Annotated in this window: 18 protein-coding genes; 14 read left to right on the forward strand and 4 right to left on the reverse strand. The window is 51.4% G+C overall.

Annotation, left to right across the window (positions count from 1 at the left end):
- Positions 1-22: 22 nt before the first annotated feature.
- The gene (locus G0Q06_RS01415; RefSeq protein ID WP_238710187.1) at positions 23-721 is read right to left on the reverse strand and encodes a Crp/Fnr family transcriptional regulator; all 699 of its coding nucleotides are present in this window, start codon (positions 719-721) and stop codon (positions 23-25) included.
- A gap of 87 nt (positions 722-808) precedes the next feature.
- Between G0Q06_RS01415 and G0Q06_RS01420 the strand changes: the two genes are divergently transcribed.
- From G0Q06_RS01420 to G0Q06_RS01430, 3 genes are read left to right on the forward strand one after another with little or no spacing between them, the layout of a single operon-like run.
- Positions 809-1,270: a DUF2249 domain-containing protein gene (locus tag G0Q06_RS01420; RefSeq protein ID WP_163961731.1), complete on the forward strand. Its 462-nt coding sequence runs from the start codon at positions 809-811 to the stop codon at positions 1,268-1,270.
- Positions 1,267-2,574, forward strand: a complete 1,308-nt coding sequence (locus G0Q06_RS01425; protein ID WP_163961733.1) for a hypothetical protein — start codon at positions 1,267-1,269, stop codon at positions 2,572-2,574. The genes G0Q06_RS01420 and G0Q06_RS01425 overlap by 4 nt, the downstream gene beginning before the upstream one ends.
- Positions 2,571-2,870 carry a metal-sulfur cluster assembly factor gene (locus tag G0Q06_RS01430; protein WP_163961735.1) on the forward strand — a complete coding sequence of 100 codons (300 nt, stop codon included), beginning with the start codon at positions 2,571-2,573 and terminating at the stop codon, positions 2,868-2,870. The genes G0Q06_RS01425 and G0Q06_RS01430 overlap by 4 nt, the downstream gene beginning before the upstream one ends.
- A gap of 62 nt (positions 2,871-2,932) precedes the next feature.
- Here G0Q06_RS01430 and G0Q06_RS01435 read toward each other — a convergent pair whose 3' ends face one another.
- Positions 2,933-3,508, reverse strand: a complete 576-nt coding sequence (locus G0Q06_RS01435; protein WP_163961737.1) for an SCO family protein — start codon at positions 3,506-3,508, stop codon at positions 2,933-2,935.
- Between the two features lie 103 nt (positions 3,509-3,611).
- On the opposite strand from G0Q06_RS01435, the gene G0Q06_RS01440 reads away from it, so the two are divergent.
- The 6 genes from G0Q06_RS01440 to G0Q06_RS01465 all read left to right on the forward strand — a co-directional run bounded on the left by G0Q06_RS01440 (position 3,612) and on the right by G0Q06_RS01465 (position 9,555).
- The gene (locus G0Q06_RS01440; RefSeq protein WP_163961739.1) at positions 3,612-4,124 is read left to right on the forward strand and encodes a plastocyanin/azurin family copper-binding protein; all 513 of its coding nucleotides are present in this window, start codon (positions 3,612-3,614) and stop codon (positions 4,122-4,124) included.
- A gap of 18 nt (positions 4,125-4,142) precedes the next feature.
- Positions 4,143-6,032: a Sec-dependent nitrous-oxide reductase gene (gene nosZ / locus G0Q06_RS01445; RefSeq protein WP_163961741.1), complete on the forward strand. Its 1,890-nt coding sequence runs from the start codon at positions 4,143-4,145 to the stop codon at positions 6,030-6,032.
- A gap of 90 nt (positions 6,033-6,122) precedes the next feature.
- On the forward strand, positions 6,123-6,776 hold the full coding sequence (locus G0Q06_RS01450; protein WP_163961743.1) for a hypothetical protein: 654 nt from the start codon (positions 6,123-6,125) through the stop codon (positions 6,774-6,776).
- A gap of 50 nt (positions 6,777-6,826) precedes the next feature.
- Positions 6,827-8,071, forward strand: a complete 1,245-nt coding sequence (locus G0Q06_RS01455) for a NosD domain-containing protein (protein WP_163961745.1) — start codon at positions 6,827-6,829, stop codon at positions 8,069-8,071.
- Entirely contained in the window at positions 8,064-8,765 is a 702-nt protein-coding gene (locus G0Q06_RS01460; protein WP_163961747.1) for an ABC transporter ATP-binding protein, read from the forward strand. Before G0Q06_RS01455 ends, G0Q06_RS01460 begins: the two co-directional genes overlap by 8 nt.
- Positions 8,758-9,555: a hypothetical protein gene (locus G0Q06_RS01465; protein ID WP_163961749.1), complete on the forward strand. Its 798-nt coding sequence runs from the start codon at positions 8,758-8,760 to the stop codon at positions 9,553-9,555. The genes G0Q06_RS01460 and G0Q06_RS01465 overlap by 8 nt, the downstream gene beginning before the upstream one ends.
- Positions 9,556-9,918: 363 nt before the next feature.
- On the opposite strand, the gene G0Q06_RS01470 is transcribed toward G0Q06_RS01465, so the two are convergent.
- Positions 9,919-10,341 (reverse strand): GxxExxY protein, encoded by a 423-nt coding sequence (locus G0Q06_RS01470; protein ID WP_163961751.1) that lies wholly within the window; start codon positions 10,339-10,341, stop codon positions 9,919-9,921.
- Between the two features lie 151 nt (positions 10,342-10,492).
- Here G0Q06_RS01470 and G0Q06_RS01475 point away from each other — a divergent pair, with 151 nt between their 5' ends.
- Positions 10,493-10,744, forward strand: coding sequence for a hypothetical protein (locus tag G0Q06_RS01475; RefSeq protein ID WP_163961753.1), 252 nt, complete (start codon positions 10,493-10,495; stop codon positions 10,742-10,744).
- Positions 10,745-10,933: 189 nt separating this feature from the next.
- Here G0Q06_RS01475 and G0Q06_RS01480 read toward each other — a convergent pair whose 3' ends face one another.
- The gene (locus G0Q06_RS01480; protein WP_163961755.1) at positions 10,934-13,627 is read right to left on the reverse strand and encodes a glycosyl hydrolase family 28 protein; all 2,694 of its coding nucleotides are present in this window, start codon (positions 13,625-13,627) and stop codon (positions 10,934-10,936) included.
- Positions 13,628-13,842: 215 nt separating this feature from the next.
- Between G0Q06_RS01480 and G0Q06_RS01485 the strand changes: the two genes are divergently transcribed.
- The 4 genes from G0Q06_RS01485 to G0Q06_RS01500 all read left to right on the forward strand — a co-directional run bounded on the left by G0Q06_RS01485 (position 13,843) and on the right by G0Q06_RS01500 (position 18,046).
- Entirely contained in the window at positions 13,843-14,847 is a 1,005-nt protein-coding gene (locus G0Q06_RS01485) for a transposase (RefSeq protein WP_163961757.1), read from the forward strand.
- 451 nt (positions 14,848-15,298) lie between these two features.
- Positions 15,299-15,913: an RES family NAD+ phosphorylase gene (locus G0Q06_RS01490; RefSeq protein WP_163961758.1), complete on the forward strand. Its 615-nt coding sequence runs from the start codon at positions 15,299-15,301 to the stop codon at positions 15,911-15,913.
- A gap of 126 nt (positions 15,914-16,039) precedes the next feature.
- Positions 16,040-16,357 (forward strand): antitoxin Xre/MbcA/ParS toxin-binding domain-containing protein, encoded by a 318-nt coding sequence (locus G0Q06_RS01495; RefSeq protein ID WP_163961761.1) that lies wholly within the window; start codon positions 16,040-16,042, stop codon positions 16,355-16,357.
- A 594-nt stretch (positions 16,358-16,951) separates the two neighbouring features.
- On the forward strand, positions 16,952-18,046 hold the full coding sequence (locus tag G0Q06_RS01500; protein ID WP_163961763.1) for a Fic family protein: 1,095 nt from the start codon (positions 16,952-16,954) through the stop codon (positions 18,044-18,046).
- The last annotated feature ends 150 nt before the right edge of the window (positions 18,047-18,196 follow it).

The following is an 18,196-nucleotide window of genomic DNA, read 5'->3' on the forward strand; positions in this document are numbered from 1 at the left end:
TTGGTCAAAGTCAGGCTGGTAACTATTGTTCGACAAGGTATTGACGGAGCCCATCAAGATCGAGGATGCGAATGACCGGTCCATCCACCTCAATCAGGTTTTCCTTGCGAAAACGGGCCAGAGCACGGGAAAGGGTCTCGCTCGAAACGCCGAGTTGTCCGGCAAGCACCTTCTTGCTTGAGGTTAAACGAACAACGGCGCCCTCATCCCTCTCAATCATCGGACAGAGACGGAGGAGGTAATGGGCAAGGCGACTCTCGATGCGCTTGAATTTCTGGTCCTCCATTGTCTGAACCAGATGCTTCAGGTGAAAACTCATTGAGGTAAGCATGCGCAGGGCCAGCTCCGGTGTTCGCATGATGAGGGCGCGAAAATCGGTTCTGCGGACCAGTACGACGATACTGGATTCGAGGGCGACCGCATTCGCCGGATAGCTTTGAAAGGTGGTCAGGCAGATTTCCGCGAAGCAATTGTAGGGGCGGAATATGGCGATGACCTGCTCCCGTCCGTCGGGCGTGACCCGGTTCACATGAATAGCGCCCTGCTGTACGATGAAAAAGCCCTGGGCTTTCTCATTTTCCCGGAAGAGTGTTTCACCCTTGTTCAAGCGGATGGTGTCACAGGTCGCTGCGATATTTTCCAGATCAGGTGGGGACATGTCAGCGAAGAGGGGACACTGACGCAGGGTTCCAAGGAGCACCGTCATTCTAGCCTCATCCATTGCCGAATAGTTGCTCATCTTTCAAAAGTCGCACTGGAATTGATGCAAATCAAGGAAGATCAGGCATTAAGTCTTTAAGGTGAAGCCATGAAGCCGGATTGGATAGAACTGGATGTGCGGCCTACACTGGCTGCAGGACGCGAGCCTTTTGCGCTCATCATGAATTCCCTGGATGCCTTGGAAAGTGGTCAGGGTTTACGGCTGACCGCGCCGTTTTACCCGAAGCCCCTGGTGGAGATGCTGAAGCAGCAGGGTTGGAAAACCGAGGAGCGCAAGCTGGAAGGAGATGATTGGGAAGTGCAGATCCGTCGTGGAAGCGAAGAAACTTCAGGCGCTGCCGTAGAACTCGACCTGAGGGAGCTGGCTCCGCCTGAACCGATGGTGCGCATTCTTGAAGCCCTGGAAGTGATGGAGAGCGAAAAAAAGCTGGTCGCGCTTACACCCTTTTATCCGGAAAACCTGTTGCCCCTGCTGAAAGAACGCGGGTTCCAGTGGGAAATCGAACGGGACCGCGGGCAAAGTTGCCGCATAACCATCCATCAGGCATGAAGCCAGCCACTCCGTCCTCCGGTGTAGTGGCGCGCCCCGCGTTGACACTCAGCTTTTTTGCCACGGGGTTTGTTTCCCTCTTCCTTGTTCTTTGCTGGATTGGAATCCGTCCGGAAACGCTCATGGGGAGCTATTACCAGCCAGCCTTGCTGGCGCTGGTGCACGCGGTGGTCCTTGGCTGGCTCGGGTCCATTTTCATCGGGGCGGCTTACCAGCTCGGGCCGGTCATTGCCGAGCGTTCTCTTCGCTGGCCATGTCTCGGATGGGTGAACCTCGGGTTGCACCTCGGCGGTTTTCCGATCATGGTCCACGGCTTCGGGAGTGGTGATTACCATTGGGTGCTCATCGGAGGATCCTGTGTGAGTGCCGGGTTCCTGCTCTTTATCGTGGCACAGGTGGGAACAGCCAGTTCCCGGTGGCGGGCTGATGCTGTTGGATGCAGCCTCGTCATTGCCTGGTTCTGGTTGGCGATTACCCTTGCTATAGGTTTGTACATGGCCTGGAGCCGGGTCCAGGGTGTCGGGATGGCGCCTTCACCGTGGCTGCGTGCCCATGCCATCGTCGGCCTGATCGGGTTCTTTCTAACGGTTTTCAACGCTGTCAGCCTGCGGCTTGTTCCGATGTTTGCGGTGACTGAGGTTCAATCCAAGGGCCGAATCTGGGGTTCGCTGATAGTGACCCAGATAGGCCTGCAAATCGTTACCCCAGGAGTGTTATCGATGAACAGTATTTTCAATTGGACAGCTGCCCTGCTGCTCTTCGTCGGGCAGTCCCTTTTTGTCTGGGAGATTGTCGCTCAGCTTTTACGCCGTCACCGCAAGCTCGATGCTCCATTGAAGTGGTTTGTTCTGTCCGTTGCGTGGTTGCCGGCAGCCCTTGCCGGGCTTCTCCTTCTGCTGGTAAGGCTTCCATGGAATTTCATCAACCTTGATCCGGCACAGGGAGCCGTCCTCGTCGTGGCCGTCTTCCTTGCCGGATGCCTGACAACGGCCATTCTCGGGATGAGCTTTAAGATTGTTCCCTTTCTGGTCTGGCAGGGTGCCTATGCCCGGCATTTGGGGCGGAGGCGGACACCGATGTTGAGTGACCTTGTTTCCCCGATTCTTTTCCGGGTTTCGGTCATCTTCACGAATGGAGGAACGGTTGGTCTTGTTGTCGCCCTGGCCCTGCAATCTTCCGATGTCCTACGCTGGACAGCCTTTTCCTTCGCGGTGGGCTTACTCGCCGTTATGGTCAATTATGCGATGGCCTTGAAGCATTTCTGGAAACCTCGTCTCGAAACTTTGCAAAGGTCTCTGTCATGATTCCTGAAAACGATATCATTGAATGCCTGCGCCTTGTTCCCGATCCGGAACTCGGGCTGAATATTGTTGATCTGGGAATGGTTGAGCAAGTCGACCAGCGTGAAGGGCACCTGCGGGTGCAGATTGTCCTGACTTCTCCGGGTTGCCCGTTAAGCGGCAGTATAGCCGATGCGGTTGATGTGACACTTCGGACCCTGCCAGGAGTGGAAACAGTCATGGTGGAATTTCCTCCAGACATTCAATGGGGGCCCAAACGACTCACGCCCGAGGCGAGGCGGATACTCTGGGGCGAGTAATAATAAAAAAGCCCCGACATGGTCGGGGCTTTAAGATGAGTCAGCAGCAATGCTCGAGGTATTTATTCGATCCCGACTGCCTCCAATACCTCTTCCGTTGTCCAGGCATTGCCTCGCCAGATCCGCTTGATGGTTCCGTCGGGCGATATCAAAGCGGTGCAAAGGGTGTGATTGAGTATCCCGCCGTCTTTGTTGCGGTGAACACGAAAGTCACGGGTAAGGGAGTCGATCGTGGCAGTGTCGGCGGTAGCGAAGTTCCAGGTCGCGGGATCGGCACCAACCGCTTTTGCATATTCCTTCAGCAATTCAGGACGATCAAACTCGGGATCCAGCGAGATGCTGAGTAATCGCAATCCGGTATACCCCTTTTCCTGAATGGCTTCCTGTACGTCCTCAAACTGTTTGGCCATTCGGGGACAGAATTCCATTGCTGCGCAGCGCGTGAAAATGAAGGTGATGAGCGTTTGGCGCTCGCCGACAAGGGTGATCGGCTGGTTTCTTTCGCTGATCAGCGAGGGGGTGGGCGAACGGTCCCCTTCGCGGACTATTTCGCCGCTTGTTATACCGGGAGCAGCGAGAAGAAGGGCACACAACAAAGCCTGAGGAATGCATGTGGAACTCCTGTGGAGGATTTTCATTATATGGATTGAATTCATGTTTCCGAGTATAAGGCCGGTTTGGGACTCAAGCCTTGATGCATGTCAAGGAAAGGTGAAGGCAGGTGAGTTAAACTGCTCTCATATGATAAAAAACAAACTAATTACCATAACCACCGCCCTTTTGCTGGGTGTGATCCTCTCTGGTTGCGGAAAGTCCGATTCATCGGGTTCTGCCTCCAGTGCAAAAGCTGCTGCCGAGCCCAAGGCAACACCTGACACGTTCATTATCATCGAGGCTAACGACAAGATGAAGTTCAACAAGGAGAGCTTCACTGTGGGAAGCGGCGATACGGTCCAACTGACATTAAAGAATGTCGGGACGATGCCAAAGTTCTCGATGGGGCATAATGTTGTCATTCTCGAGAAGGGATCAAGCGGGAAGGAATTTGCGGAGGCCGCGATGAACAGCGCCGCCAGCGATTACATACCCGCCACGAAGACCGGAGAGATTGTCGCTCACACAAAACTCCTGGGTGGCGGCGAGGAGGACACCATCGTCTTTGTCGCGCCATCCTCAAAAGGGGAATACCCCTTCATCTGCTCCTTTCCGGGCCACTTTCAGGTCTCGATGAAGGGTGTCATGCACGTGAATTAAGCAAAGGAAAGATTACCAATGAAATACAAATTCAGTAGCTCGATAATTCTCGGATCCATTCTTGCCGCACTCCTTGGGGGGTGCTCCGCAGGGGATCCTGAAACAGCGAACACCTCGGGGGATTCACTTGCCGAAAAGAGCTTTGTTGCTCCGGGAGAAAAGGATGAATTCTACCTCTTCTATTCGGGTGGACATTCTGGACAGGTTTTTGTCGCTGGTATTCCCTCCATGCGGCACATAGTGACCATCCCTGTCTTTTCCCCGTATCCAGGAACTGGATACGGATTTGATGATGAATCCCGTGCCATGTTGGGGGAATACACATGGGGAGATGTCCACCACCCCGGACTTTCCCAGACAGACAGTCTGTATGACGGACGCTGGCTTTTTGTGAATGACAATGCAAACAACCGCGTCGCCCGGATTGATCTCCGGGACTTCAAGACCAAGCAGATCCTTGGGCCGATTCCGAATTCAAGCGGCAATCATGGGTCGTCATTTGTCACCGAAAACACGGAATACATTCTTGTCGCAACGCGGTTCTCCGTTCCTCTCCCTAAAGGACGTGTGGCTCCAATGGAATCGTATGCAGATGAGTTCAACGGCATGGTAAGCGGTATCAAGGTGGATCAGGAAACTGGTGAGATGAGTCTGGGTTGGCAGATACTGACGCCGCCGTTCAACTGGGACTTGGGATCCACAGGAAAAGGCCCAAGCAGCGGATGGGCATTCTGGACATCCTATAACACGGAAATGGCCCATGAAACTCTGGAAGTGAATGCCAGTCAGCGGGACCGTGACTATGCTGCCTTTGTGAACTGGAAATCCGCTGAACAAGCCGTAGCGGATGGCAAAGCCGAAATGATTGACGGCGTGCCGGTCTTGGATCCGTCGGCCGTGCCCGGAGTCATGTACTTCGTTCCCGTCGGGAAATCCCCGCATGGCGTTGATACCGATCCCTCCGGCCGATGGATTGTTGCCTCCGGGAAGCTGCAGCCAACGACAACGGTTTATGATTTCGAGAAGGTTCTGGCGGCCATTGAAGCGGAAGATTTTCAGGATACTTTCCGGGGCATCCCCGTACTCAATTATGATGCGATAGCGGAGGGAGAGGTTCCGGTGGGCCTTGGACCTCTGCATACACAGTACGATGGTGAAGGGAATGCCTACACATCGCTTTACATTGAGTCAGCTGTGGCAAAGTGGAAGCTGCCTCCCTGGACAGAGGAGCAGCGTGCGGACATGGAAAGTATCGTTACCGACAAGATGCCCGTACACTTTAATATCGGACACCTTGTTGTCGGGGGCAGTGACACCCGTGAGCCCTATGGGAAATGGCTGGTCGCCATGAACAAGCTGTCGAAGGGACGCCATGCAAATGTCGGGCCCTCACAGCCCGAATCCAGTCAGCTCATTGATATCAGCGGCGAGAAGATGGAAATGGTCTTTGAAGCCTACACGGAACCGGAGCCGCACTTCGCACAGATTCTCAAAGTGGATGCCATTGAACCTATCGAGGTATATCCTAAGGCAGAGAATCATCATCCGCATGCAGTCTGGAGCCTTGATGAGGGAACGACCTGGCGTGAAGGGGATACGGTCCATGCAAAGATAGTTGCCGTGCGCAGCCGCTTCGGACCGGAAAAGATTGAAGCTAAAGTTGGCGACAAGCTCGTCATTCACGTCACCAATATTGAGCAAACCTCCGACATGATTCATGGATTAGGGATTTCGGAGCATAACATCAATGTGGTCATTGATCCCGGGGAAACCAAAACCATCACCCTGGACCTTAAGAAACCGGGTGTGTTTCCATTCTACTGCACCAACTTCTGTTCCGCACTGCACCAGGAAATGCAGGGGTATCTTGTAGTGGAACCAGCGGGTGAAACGGCAATGTCCCAATAGCCGGATGCTCTGATTAATGAATTAAGCAGCCTGGCAACGGAACCGTCATATTCGGCGGTTCCGTTTGCGGGCCAGCTTTGAAGGTAAGAAATGAAGAACCCGCTGAAATCATCATCCGAGACAAATCTTCCCTGGTGGCGGCGTGAATTGCGATTCCTTGACCGTGCACTCAATCCGCTGTCAAGAGGCCTAATGCTCGTGGCAGCAGTATTGTTTGCCCTTGTTGTCCTGTTTCCGCTCTGGCGCATCACCTTGGTGGCCCCCCAGTACCAGGAGGGCCTTCGCTTGACCATTTACGCCTATCAGCTTGTGGGTGGAAACGGTGGGCAGGATCTTGTCGAGATCAACAACCTCAATCACTACATTGGAATGAAACCGATTGAGGAGTCCGACTTTGTCGAGATCACATGGCTCCCTTTCGTGCTGGGGATTTTCGTGATTCTTTCTCTGCGGGCGGCCGTTCTTGGTCGAATCAGCCAGGTTATTGATATCCTGGTGTTGTTTACCTATCTGGGCCTGTTTTCCTTGGGCTTGTTTTACCATCGTCTGTACACTTACGGGCATGACCTGGATCCAAAAGCGCCGATGACGATTGAGCCCTTTACACCAGTTATCATCGGGAAAAACAAAATCGCGAATTTTGTCCAGTGGAGTTACCCGTCTGTTGGCGGTTGGCTTATGCTGCTCATTCCTGTCGTTCTTGTCCTCGCGGTCTGGTTTTCCCGGAAGGGGAGGAGAGCATGATAAGGGCGGTTGTGGTCAGTCTCTTATTAATAGGATGCACCGTGGATCTGATGGCATCCACAGTAGTAGGCAGCCTGCAGGCGCGCGTTGATGCAGTACCTGAAGGAGGCACACTTGTTTTGGACAGCGGAACCTATGAAGGGCCCTTGCGTATCGACAAAGCCATGACAATTGACGGAAAGAGTAAGGCTGTTATCGACGGAAAGCGTTCCGGTTCCGTCATTACCGTGAATGCTCCCGGCGTACGTATCCGCAACCTCTACGTGCGCAATTCCGGGCTCAGCCTGGAGGAGGATGATGCGGGGATACTTGTGCGGGCCGACAGGGCAGTGCTGGAGGGGAACCGCATTGAGAGTTGCCTGCACGGAATCTACCTGAAGAAGGTTACCATCGCCGAGGTGCGCGGAAACACCATTGTCGGAGCTGCGACCGAGCTCGCCAGGACTTCCGACGTCCTCAGTACCGGTCTGGATTTCGATGGTGGTGACCTGCTCTGCGCTGTCGGTGAGTTGGACGTCAATCGTCGTGGCAACGGTATCCATGCATGGAACTCACGGAATGTCCTTCTGGAAGAAAACGTCATCTCGCACACAAGGGACGGAATATACTTTTCCTTCACTGATGAGTCGGAGGTTCTCGGAAACCGGGTCACCGATTGTCGTTACGGCCTTCACTACATGTACAGCGACGGAAACACGTTTGCCCGCAACCGTTTTTCAAGAAATGCGGCCGGTGCGGCCTTGATGTATTCCGGGAGGCTCCTTGTTGAAGGGAACGAGTTTTCAGGCAACCGCGGGAAACGTGCCTACGGGGCTTTGCTCCAGTCCGTGGATGCCTCAGTCCTGAAAGACAACCGGTTCATTAATAACACGGTTGGACTCTACAGTGAAAACGCGCAGGACAACGAACTCGAGGATAATGTAGTTGGAAAAAACTACATTGGGTACCGGATTGGCGGCAGCTCCAGGGGGAACCGGCATTTCCTGAACCACTTTCAGCAGAACATCCACAATGTCGAACTGGCTGGTGAAGGAAAATACAATGAGTGGGCTGTTGAGGGGCGGGGAAACCGCTGGGGCCTGTCCAGCGTTCCTGATCTGGATGGCGATGGGGTAGGAGAGTTTCCCCACCGTGAATCGGATCTCCTTGGAGGTCTCAGGCAGCAGTTTCCCATCGCAGGCCTGCTTTCGGGCAGCCCGGGCCTCGAGCTGATCCGCTTCATTAATGAGCGCAGTCCGATCCCCGGTCTCCGCACCGTAGAGGATCCTCACCCATTGACTAACGAACATGATTAATCTTAGTGACATTCGCCTGAAGCTGGACCGGCAATCCGTTTTGAAGGGATTCGACCTCGATGCGGAGAGTGCTTGCGTTTCCTTGGTAGTGGGCCCGAACGGAGCCGGAAAATCCAGCTCACTTAAGGTGGCATGTGGCCTCTGGAGGCCGTCTTCCGGAGCGGTGCTTGTGGATGGAAGGGATATCACCGATTGTCCCCGCGAGTACCGCAAGTACGTTGCCTACCTTCCGCAGTCTCCTTCTTTTCATCCCCGATTAACCGTTGCACAAGTGGCTGAATTTTATGCTCGAATCGAGCGATGCTCCCCGGATGAAGTCGAGTACGCATTGGAATGCTTCGGCATGGATGCCTGCTCCGGAAAAAGGACCGGAAACCTGTCAGGAGGATTCCGTCAACGGCTTGGTCTTGCCGTGTTATCCCTTTCAAAGGCACCAGTGCTCCTCCTTGATGAGCCCGGCTTGAGTCTGGATCCATTCTGGCGGGAACGGCTGCAGGAATGGCTCAGGGAGGAGGCCGCATCCGGCAGGACACTCATTGTCGCGACCCATCTTCTCGCTGAATGGGAAGGTAAGGCCGATCGCTGTTTTCTTTGCGACGACGGCCGCATTGTCGGTCAATTGAATCCGGAATATCTCCGACAGGCTTTTCCGGCTCCCTTGGACCAGAGAGAAAGGAAGGTGGCCAATGACTGACCGGATCGTAGTTGGCTGGAGGTTTCTCGTTGCACTGGTTTGCCGGGAGAGGCAGGCCGTCATGGCGAGTCGTGTATCATGGTCCTTCGGGATCGGCTGCCTGTTGTGGGGATTGGCCGGTAGCCCTCTTTTTGGTATCGGCAGAGCAGATACCGTTGTCTGGTTTCTCCTTCCCGTACTCCTTTACGCCGTTCCACCGGTAGCATTGCTTTCGGGAGTTGTCGCCTGGCAGGGCGATGCTGGAGAGGAGGAACTCATCCAGACGCGCCTGCCCTCGCCTTTGACCCGGCTTCTCGCAAAGTGGGTCACATGGACTTTGCTTCTTGAATTGGCCACTTTGTGTATGCTGATTCCGCTTCTGCCAAGTGCTGTTGATCCTTCTGCTCTCCTGAGAATCTGGCTGTTCGCCGGAGGAGAAATCTCGGTATTTGTGGCATTCGGTCTCGTCATTGGCCGCTTTTGCAAGGATCCCCTGTTGGCGTATTCAAGCTCCTTGATTATCGGATTTTTAATGGTAGCCGGAGGCGGGCTGGTTGCTTACGTTGCCGCGTGGCAGCCGATGATTCAGCGGTTTCCGGATCTCTGGACCTTGATTCTTATGCTGCATCCCGTCGAGTCCCTTCGTGTGTGCCTCGTTTATTCAGTCGAGAATCTTCCCTTTGACGCACGTACTCTTCCTCCCATTACTTCATTCTGGTTGCAGAATTCCGGATTGTGGTATCTCGGCTTATCCTTGACCTGGTCATTTGTGGCCCTGCTCGTGACCCGGTTCAAACCCGGAAAACCGTAATAAATGTCACCATAAGCCGATTGGCGATCGGATCGTGATGACGATCGTATAGCGCAAGACGGCAAAGAAACCGAATTATCTCAAAACTTTGATAAGGAGTGGTGCTTGTAACCATTCTGCAACCGGAAATCTTGACCGCCCTGCATCCCTCTATTGATGCGCCTTTCCGGGTTTCTGTCTTGAATCCCCCCCTCTCCGCCATTAAACTGTCGCAAGTGTGTTGAATACCAGTAACTTGCGAATCACAAATGCCTTAACAGGCCGCCGCAGGCACGACAAATCACAACAAATCACGACTTTCGTGGGCCTTTTTGCCTTGATTATGCCTCAACTGACCTTGACTGGATCTTGACTGGGGACGGGTTATTTTCTCTCACGGCGGCACGGCGAGCACGGAGGGAGTTGTCCATTGATGATTCTGGTGATCCCGTCTTTCATGAGGGCTTCGCCAAAGTTCAGAAGGTAGCCGAGTTTGAGATTGGATAATTTGAGGTAGGTGAGAAGTTGTTTTTTGTGGGCTGGGTTCGTGCGTTCTACAGACTTGAGTTCCAGGATTACTTTCTCCTCAACGATCAGGTCTGCCCGGAATCCCTCATCCAGTTGAATGCCTTTGTAACGAATAGGAACGACGACTTGGCGTTGCGCGCTCAATCCAGCTTCCTCCAGAGCATGTGCCAATAACACCTCATAAACGGATTCCAGCAGTCCCGGGCCCAGATCCCGATGCAGCGAAAAGGCGACATCCAACATCCGATCAGCAATTTCATTTTCATGTAGTGAAGACATCCCCACATCATCTCCTGCTTCCCGATTTCAAACTACCCATAAAAACACTCAAAATCAGGCATTGACGCCGTGTTCGCCGTGCCGCCGTGAGAGATAAATCCGAGCAATTAGACCTATGATTGGCCAATCGCTCTGGTAGAGTGTAATGGCCATGAAAATACACGCCGATCACCAACCCTACCGCAAGAAGCCCTACGCCGCCCGGTGGTATGAGGGCAAAGGCCAGCGAAACAAGTTCTTCGCCTCGGAGGCGGCCAGGGACGAGTTCATCGCCCAGTTCAAGCAGACCGCCCAGCGTGCCGACCCTGCCTTTCCGACCATCGAGCCACACAAGCTGATCCGCTGGCATCAGGCCATGGCGATTGCGCCAGAGGCGGATCCGGTCGAAGTCTTCAAGTTCTGAGTGATAGAGTGATTCCACGGGGGATGTGACTGCCTATCGCGTGGAACGCAAATTCCAGCGAAAAGATGGCAGCATCTTCTGGGGAGATATTTCCGTACGGGCACTGCGTGGAGCGGATGGAGTGAGCCAAACAGTGTTGAATCACTCCTTCTCTCTATTGAGCTATTAAAATCGATTAGCCTAAGTTTCTCACAGATTATTCATCACAAAGTTATCGAACTTAGCCTCCTGCGACTTACTGGTGTAAAATCCAGCCTTCCCGGATGACAAAGAACTGTCACTTCCCGAGATAACTTCCAACCCATCGACTAAACCAAGCAAGGAAGTTCCGTTCAATTCAAATCTGTATTCATTATAGATACCTGTTGAAGGGAGCGGAGTGCTTCCAGATTGAGCAATAATCGATGCATTGTCTCCAACTATTTTAATTAATTGGTAAGTGGCTGAACTCTTATCGAAGATGAAAGCATAATAGTTAGATGCATCTTGATAGCGAGCGACGATACCGACTTGAACTTCACCTGGTTTATTTTTTTTGGACCATGAATCGACCTTCAACTCAGCGCTCACTTCCACATTGGTATGATCTGAAGCAGTGTTAAAGCTAAGATCGGAACTGTTTCCGGCTGAAGTTTCGTAGGTATAATCTACCCCGTCTGCGACAACTGCCCAATTTCCTTCAGCTTCGGTCCAGCCATCGCTAATCCCATCAGAAAAATCATCCGATAAATCATCAGCAGGCGGTGGTGGTGCCGAAGAATTATCTGTGATAAAGTCGTCAAAAATAGCCATTTGAGGAGCGCCTGAGAAAACACCGGTGTAGCCTTGAGTGAGAGTGCTATCTGTCGCTGCAGTGACTAAGACTCCATCCAAAAATCCTTCAAGAGCGCTTCCGTTAAGTCGGAATTCCAATTGATATTCCTGGCCCGGATTTAAAGTGTAGGAACTAGCTGAGTTAGCCAACACGGTAATTGGATTTCCAGTTCCTGCTCTCATTATAATTCGAAATTTCTTCAGGTAATCATCATAAAAAAATGCGTAATGGTTATCGACATCAGTTAGCCGGCCAAGCAACCCAGCTTGAGCTTTGCCGGGTAATGTAGCAGGGTCCCAAGTATCTACCCGCACAGTCGATACCACAGAGTAATCAGATCCCCAAGTCTCCTCTGCATAAAGCCGATTCATATTTGAGAGTCCTTCAGTTTCCAATGCATAGTCCAATCCATCGGCAACAGTTTGACCTCCTCCAGAGAGAGCTATCCAACCGATGCTTGTACGATGATCGAAGTCATCAAAGAAGGAGTAATGTTGAAAGCTTAATCCTTGAACATGATTGACCGTGAAACGACCCTCCGCCGCCGACTTGACAGGTGTCCCATCGATGTATAAATTTGTAAAGGATATATCTTCCATGAAGGAATCGGTCGAATTCAACCCTGTTAGCAGGTTATCCAGACTTTCCGGCGCCATTGGGGCATCGACGATGATGTTAGAAAATTTCACATTTCTAAAGACAGCATTGCTATTGGTCATCTGCATGAAAAAAATAGGTCTGTATCGTGTCCCATTATTGCTAAGTCCGTAATTAGGATCTTCCACATGAATATTCGAAATGTAGATATTTTCCACTGTTTCCCCAGTGTTGATTCCTCTTAGATTAAAAACGGAACCGCCTTGCCCACCTAGTAACTCAGCTCGATGGTTATATATGACACTCGAATCACTCACACTTGTACCAGATCCTCCAGCTCCTGCTGTAAAGATAAAAGAAGATCCGTTGGCGTCGTTCCAAGTGGTTATGTTCCTAATAACGACATCCTGCTGTCCATTTGCGATGTAAATGCTGTCGTCTTGTGTTCTAAGAAAACAATCTTCAACAATCGCATATTTCTGAACGCCTATTCCATCGGAATTATTTCGCCAGTTTTGGGTTTTTATATTGCGGATAATATTGGGAGTAGTTGCCCCGTTTATATTGCCCATAGATACAGAGTGAAAAGGAGGATCTACAATAGTTAACCCTTCCAATACGATGTTGCTGTTAAGGCCTTGTATGTTAATCATGCGATACCAATTTCGTTGAGCTTGAGGCCATTCTTTTGGAGGCCAATTAACTTGCTCACCTGAGAGGACTCCATAGCCCCATATTTTGACATTATCAACAGTCTGAGTCGCATAATTAGTATCTAAAACAACCATTCCCCCATAAACAAAGGAACCTCCTTCCAGGTAATATCTTTTATTGGATGCGATTTGATAGCCTGGCCCTAAGTTGTGGACTCCCGGTTTAAAATGCAAAGTGGTCCAAGTCTCTGAACCCGTAGCCGCAGGTATAAGGTCTCCGGGATTAACAACAAGGACGTTGGGATCATTTTCAACAGGTACGTCCTGCTCATAGGAATTTGCAAATATGCTTAAGCTATGATCGAATGGATTCGCATTGGGTTTGCCGTCGATTTCTATCGCTAAATTTGCAGGTTTCGACAGGGAAAAAGTGGCGGTATTGTTGTTGATCGTCACCGGAATATTATAAGCCGTTGGGCGCACGATAGCGCTACTGATGGGTCCTGTTAATTTTGTAACCCGGATCTGAATAGTGCCCGAAAATTCAAAATTAGTGTAGGAGGCAGTCCATCCCGCGAGACTCAAATAATAGCCTTGAAGGTCGGGATCACTGTTGTCTTTAGCAGTTGTCATATAAGTGAAAGAGTGCGTCCAATTCTGTCCGTCAGCAGAGAGTTCAACTTGATACTTATCCGAAGGACTTATTCCTGCCGGCTGAGGATACACTGTGTAACTTTGCGCCGACACAAAGACGGCGGAAACGAGGGTATAAAGGATTGCAAGAAAGCAACCGAAATGAGGTATAGATCGTTTTAACATGAGGTAATAATTTAGGGTGAGTGAAATAGGTAGCTTTGGATTCGAAAGTTTATCACATTTGATCTTTATTAGATTAGTGAATTTGGCTCATTAAACAGAGTTATTAGGTCATATAATGGATTTACTGATAGGAATTTGCTTTTTCCGGTCAGGCACAAAAAAGGGGTCATGTCGTTATGTTTGCAAATATCCGGATTTGATGTATCAATTATACGATGCCACGCAGTCTACGTATTGAGAAAAAGAATGGGGTCTATCACATCATCAACCGTGGGAACTACCGCCAAGATGTGTTTATCAACGAAGGCGCCCACCAATCCTTCGAGGAGTGTTTGTTTGAAACCTGCGAAAAGTGCGGGTGGATACTCGAAGGGTTTTGTGTCATGACTAATCACTTCCACTTAGTCGTACGCACGCCGAAGGGAAATTTGATCTATGGCATGAAGTGGCTGCAATCGACCTTTGCGAATCGCTACCATAAGTTTCGAAAAGTCCACGGGAAGTTATTCCAGGGGCGCTACAAGAGCTTGATCGTCGAAGAAGACGGCTATCTGGGCGCCCTGCTCCACTACACACACTTGAATCCTGTCCGAGCAGGCATGGCCGATGTCGCGGGGCTGCGCGATTACCGCTGGTCGAGCTATTGGTATCTGAACCACCCTGCGAAGCAACCTGTGTTCATGGATTGTTCAGGGGCGCTGCTCGCCGCCGGTGGATTGGCTGACACGAGCTATGGCCGCTGTAAGTATGCGGACTATCTCAATTGGCTCACGAGCGACAAAGCGGCTCAGGACGAAATGGCATTTGATAAGATGTGCCGTGGCTGGGCATTGGGAACTAAAGATTTCAAAAAAGCGCTCATCGCAGAAGCCGCGGACACGAGTGAAGATGAAGACGAGCCAACCAAGAAAGTCCCTCGCTACGACGGAGCCACACTTCAAGAAGCGAATGAGCTCAGGTGGGAACTGGTGCTCGAACAATGTATGGAGGCGCTCAATAAAACGCCTGATGATTCGACAAATGAAATGAAGTCAGCGGATTGGAAGATTCTGATCGCTGCTGTCTTGAAATGTAAAACCAGCGCCACGAATGTGTGGATTGCAGATCAGCTGAAGATGGGAGTCCCCCACGCAGTCAGCCGCTATGTCGGTATTTTTAGGCAGAGCAGAAAAAACGAGGAGGCTTCATTCCAAGAGCTGATTGCAAACATAACGACATGACCCCTTTTTTACCTGACCCCTTTTTCACCTTGGTATGCCTCAAGAACGGATCGACTGATTTCATCGACTTCCAACAATTCCCGATGTCGACACCACTCTACGAAGTCTCCCAGGTAGATGGTGCGAATCAGAACTGTCTTCTCCGCATAATTATGGGTTTCCAGTCAGAGTAGGTGATCCTTAACCAACTTCTCGAGTGTGGGATGCTCGACACACTCCATTGATGCTTGTTTTGCTAATGTCATAGGGCTTGGATCAGTAGAGGCGGTCCGATTATAGCAACTTCATTGAGCTAAGGGCAATGGTTCGTGTGCCAGGCAATGAGTCATTTCTGATCGTATGGAAGCGTATTTGACGGGGTAGGGTGCCTATTCATCCCAGATCTATTTGACTCGTAATTTCTGGAACGGATGTAACGGTGGAAACCGATAGAAATTGCTGCTAGATCACCATGTCGGTTACCATACAAGACCACCCCCGTCACCGGGAAATCCTGAAAAACCTGCGGGCGGTAGCGAAAGGAATCCAGATTACCTGGAGTGGTTCCTGTTACCGGAGTGTGGAACTAAAGTGGGCTCACCCCGATAACCTGATTTCCGGAAGGGGCAGTCTTGATCATGGTAGCCGCTGGATGCGTCCGGGGCGATACCGGGTTGTCTATGGTGCTTCATCCGCACAAATTGCTTTGAAAGAGTCTCTGAGGGCTTTCCAGTATTACGGTGTTAAGAAACCCCGACAAAATCCCCGCCTGCTGGTACAGATAGATACGTCCTTTTCGCGCATCGCAGATCTCACCTCAATCGAGGATCACCTCTCATGGCCAGGCAAAGATGACCTGCTCAACGAGGATTGGAGCAAAATCAATGAGCGGGGTTATGAAACCCTTTCCCAAGCCCTTGGGCGCGCCTTGGTTGAATGTGGATTTGAGGGGCTGGTTTGTAACTCCTCCCAGGATCGCCGTGGCAGAAATATCGTCTGGTTTCCCGATTACCTAGATTCCAGCTCCCAGGTTGAGATCGTGGGCTCCTCCGAATTAAAAAAATGGCTTGTAAGAAAACATGCATAAGTACATGCATAGTATTGACCGCAAAAAGAAATAGATGTAATTTACGCTATGGCCACACAAACGATAAAGAGCTCTCGCAGGAGAACCACGAAAAAGAAAATAAGTAGGAGTACTGTCAGCCAGGATATGGATGTTAAGGCATTTTGCCGACGTTATAAAGTGGTGCGTCCCGACTTGACCCGGCTAACCGGGTATTCCCAACGTGCGGTCGATAAATGGGCGGCAGGCGACAAGCCGGGACCAGCTGCCAAGAAGCACCTGAAAGAAATTGTCCGACTGTTTGACGCCTTGGCGGATCTTATGGAAACCGATTATGTGGGGGAGTGGATTAAGACACCAAATGAGGCATTTGAGGGTTCCACTCCCTTGCAGGTGATTGAGCGTGGTGAGGTTGATCGCATCTGGCGAATGATCTATCGGCTTGAGACCGGAGAAGCGGTTTAATCCCTTAAATACCCCTCAATACGACAAAAGACTACTTCCGTGCCTCGATTATGCCTCTACCAAATATTTAGCGCTTTCGTAAGTTATTGCAAATAAACGCTTTGTAAAACCCAGTTCGAGTCCCCCCCTCTCCGCCATTCGACAAGCTTGTTGGAACTAAGGGGTCTACAACAAAAAGTGGGGACTGCGCATTTTTTTGGTTCATGTTGAGGGTTAGTCTCAACTGACCAGGGGGACATGCTTAACTTCTATCAAAAGAGGGCCGCCTGACACCCAGGGGCATTTAAGGAATCTATTATGGAAGAACAACAGGGCGGGGTCCCTCAGCAGACCGGTCCCTCCGAGAGACATCCCGATTTTTTCATTTCCCACAAAGTTATGGGCCAGAAATGGGCAAATTCTGAGGAAAAATCGGCTTCGGGGGGCGATCAGGGGGTCGAAAATATGGGAAATCAGTAGGGAAATTTCCCACTTGAACCTCGTCGATCCCCTGGGCATGTCCCATTGGCAGGAAATGGCTCCTGAGGCGTAATTCCAGTAAATATAGCTCACAATTTGCTTTTAATTGAGGCATAAGTGTGCGATTTATGCCTCATGCGTTGGAACTGGCAGCAAACCGACTGGCCACACTTCAGGTATGAAAGTGGGAAATTCACCAAAGCGGAAACGGCTTTTCTGAAGGGTGTCGGCGTAGTCTTGGGCACCTGCGAACATCTGGAGTCAGAGGATGCGCAGCGGCTCAAAATCGAACTGATTAGCACGGAGGCGATCAAGACCTCCGCGATTGAGGGAGAGGTGCTGGACCGGGACAGTGTCCAGTCTTCGCTGAAGCGGCACTTTGGACTGCAATCCGATCGCAAACAGATCCCTGAACGGGAATCCGGCATCGCGGAATTGATGGTGGATTTGTACACCAGCGCCGAAAAGCCGCTCACACATGAGGTGTTATTTTCCTGGCACCGGATGGTGATGGCTGGAAGTCGCGATGTTCGGGATATTGGAAGATACCGCACCCATGATGAAGCGATGCAGGTGGTGTCGGGACCCATCGAGCATCGCCGGATCCATTTTGAAGCACCGCCTTCTGGACGGGTTGGTTTGGAAATGGATGGTTTCATCAAGTGGTTCAACAAGACCCGGGACCTGCCCGCACTGGTGCGCAGTGGCTTGGCACATTTGTACTTTGTCAGTGTCCACCCCTTTGAGGATGGGAATGGCCGTATTGCGCGGGCCTTGTCGGAGAAGGTGTTGGCCCAGGCAATCGGTGAGCCAACCCTGACGGCATTGTCCTACCAGATCGAGAGTGAGCGAAAAGAATACTACAAGCAACTGGAGCTGGCCAACAAGGACCTGGAGGTGACGGCATGGCTGGAGTACTTTTGCGGGGAGGTTCTGGCTGCTCAGAAATGGACGCTTGGACAGATCCGCTTTCTGGTTGAAAAGACCAAGCTCTACGACCGGCTCAGGGGTCGCCTCAATGAACGTCAGCAGAAAGTTCTGGAGCGGATGTTCCGGGAAGGGCCTGAAGGATTCAAAGGCGGCTTGAGCGCCGAAAAGTACACTTCCATTGCGAAGTGCTCGAGGGCGACCACAACCCGCGATCTTACTGATTTGGTATCAATGGGGGCACTGGAGAAATCCGGCCAATTGAAGGGCACCCGTTATTGGCTTGCTCTTCCACAGAATTGATAAGGCTCAGTACTCCCTCGGAATCCACGTCTCCCCAGTCGCCGCGCACGTGCCGGTTGATGTAGGGGGCAAAGTCGACTCCAAGACCGATGGCGCCGGGGGTGTAAAGAACCTACAGGCCAACCATAGCCAAGGGCGTACCAGATCACG

Source organism: Oceanipulchritudo coccoides, from assembly GCF_010500615.1.
Taxonomy (GTDB): domain Bacteria; phylum Verrucomicrobiota; class Verrucomicrobiia; order Opitutales; family Oceanipulchritudinaceae; genus Oceanipulchritudo; species Oceanipulchritudo coccoides.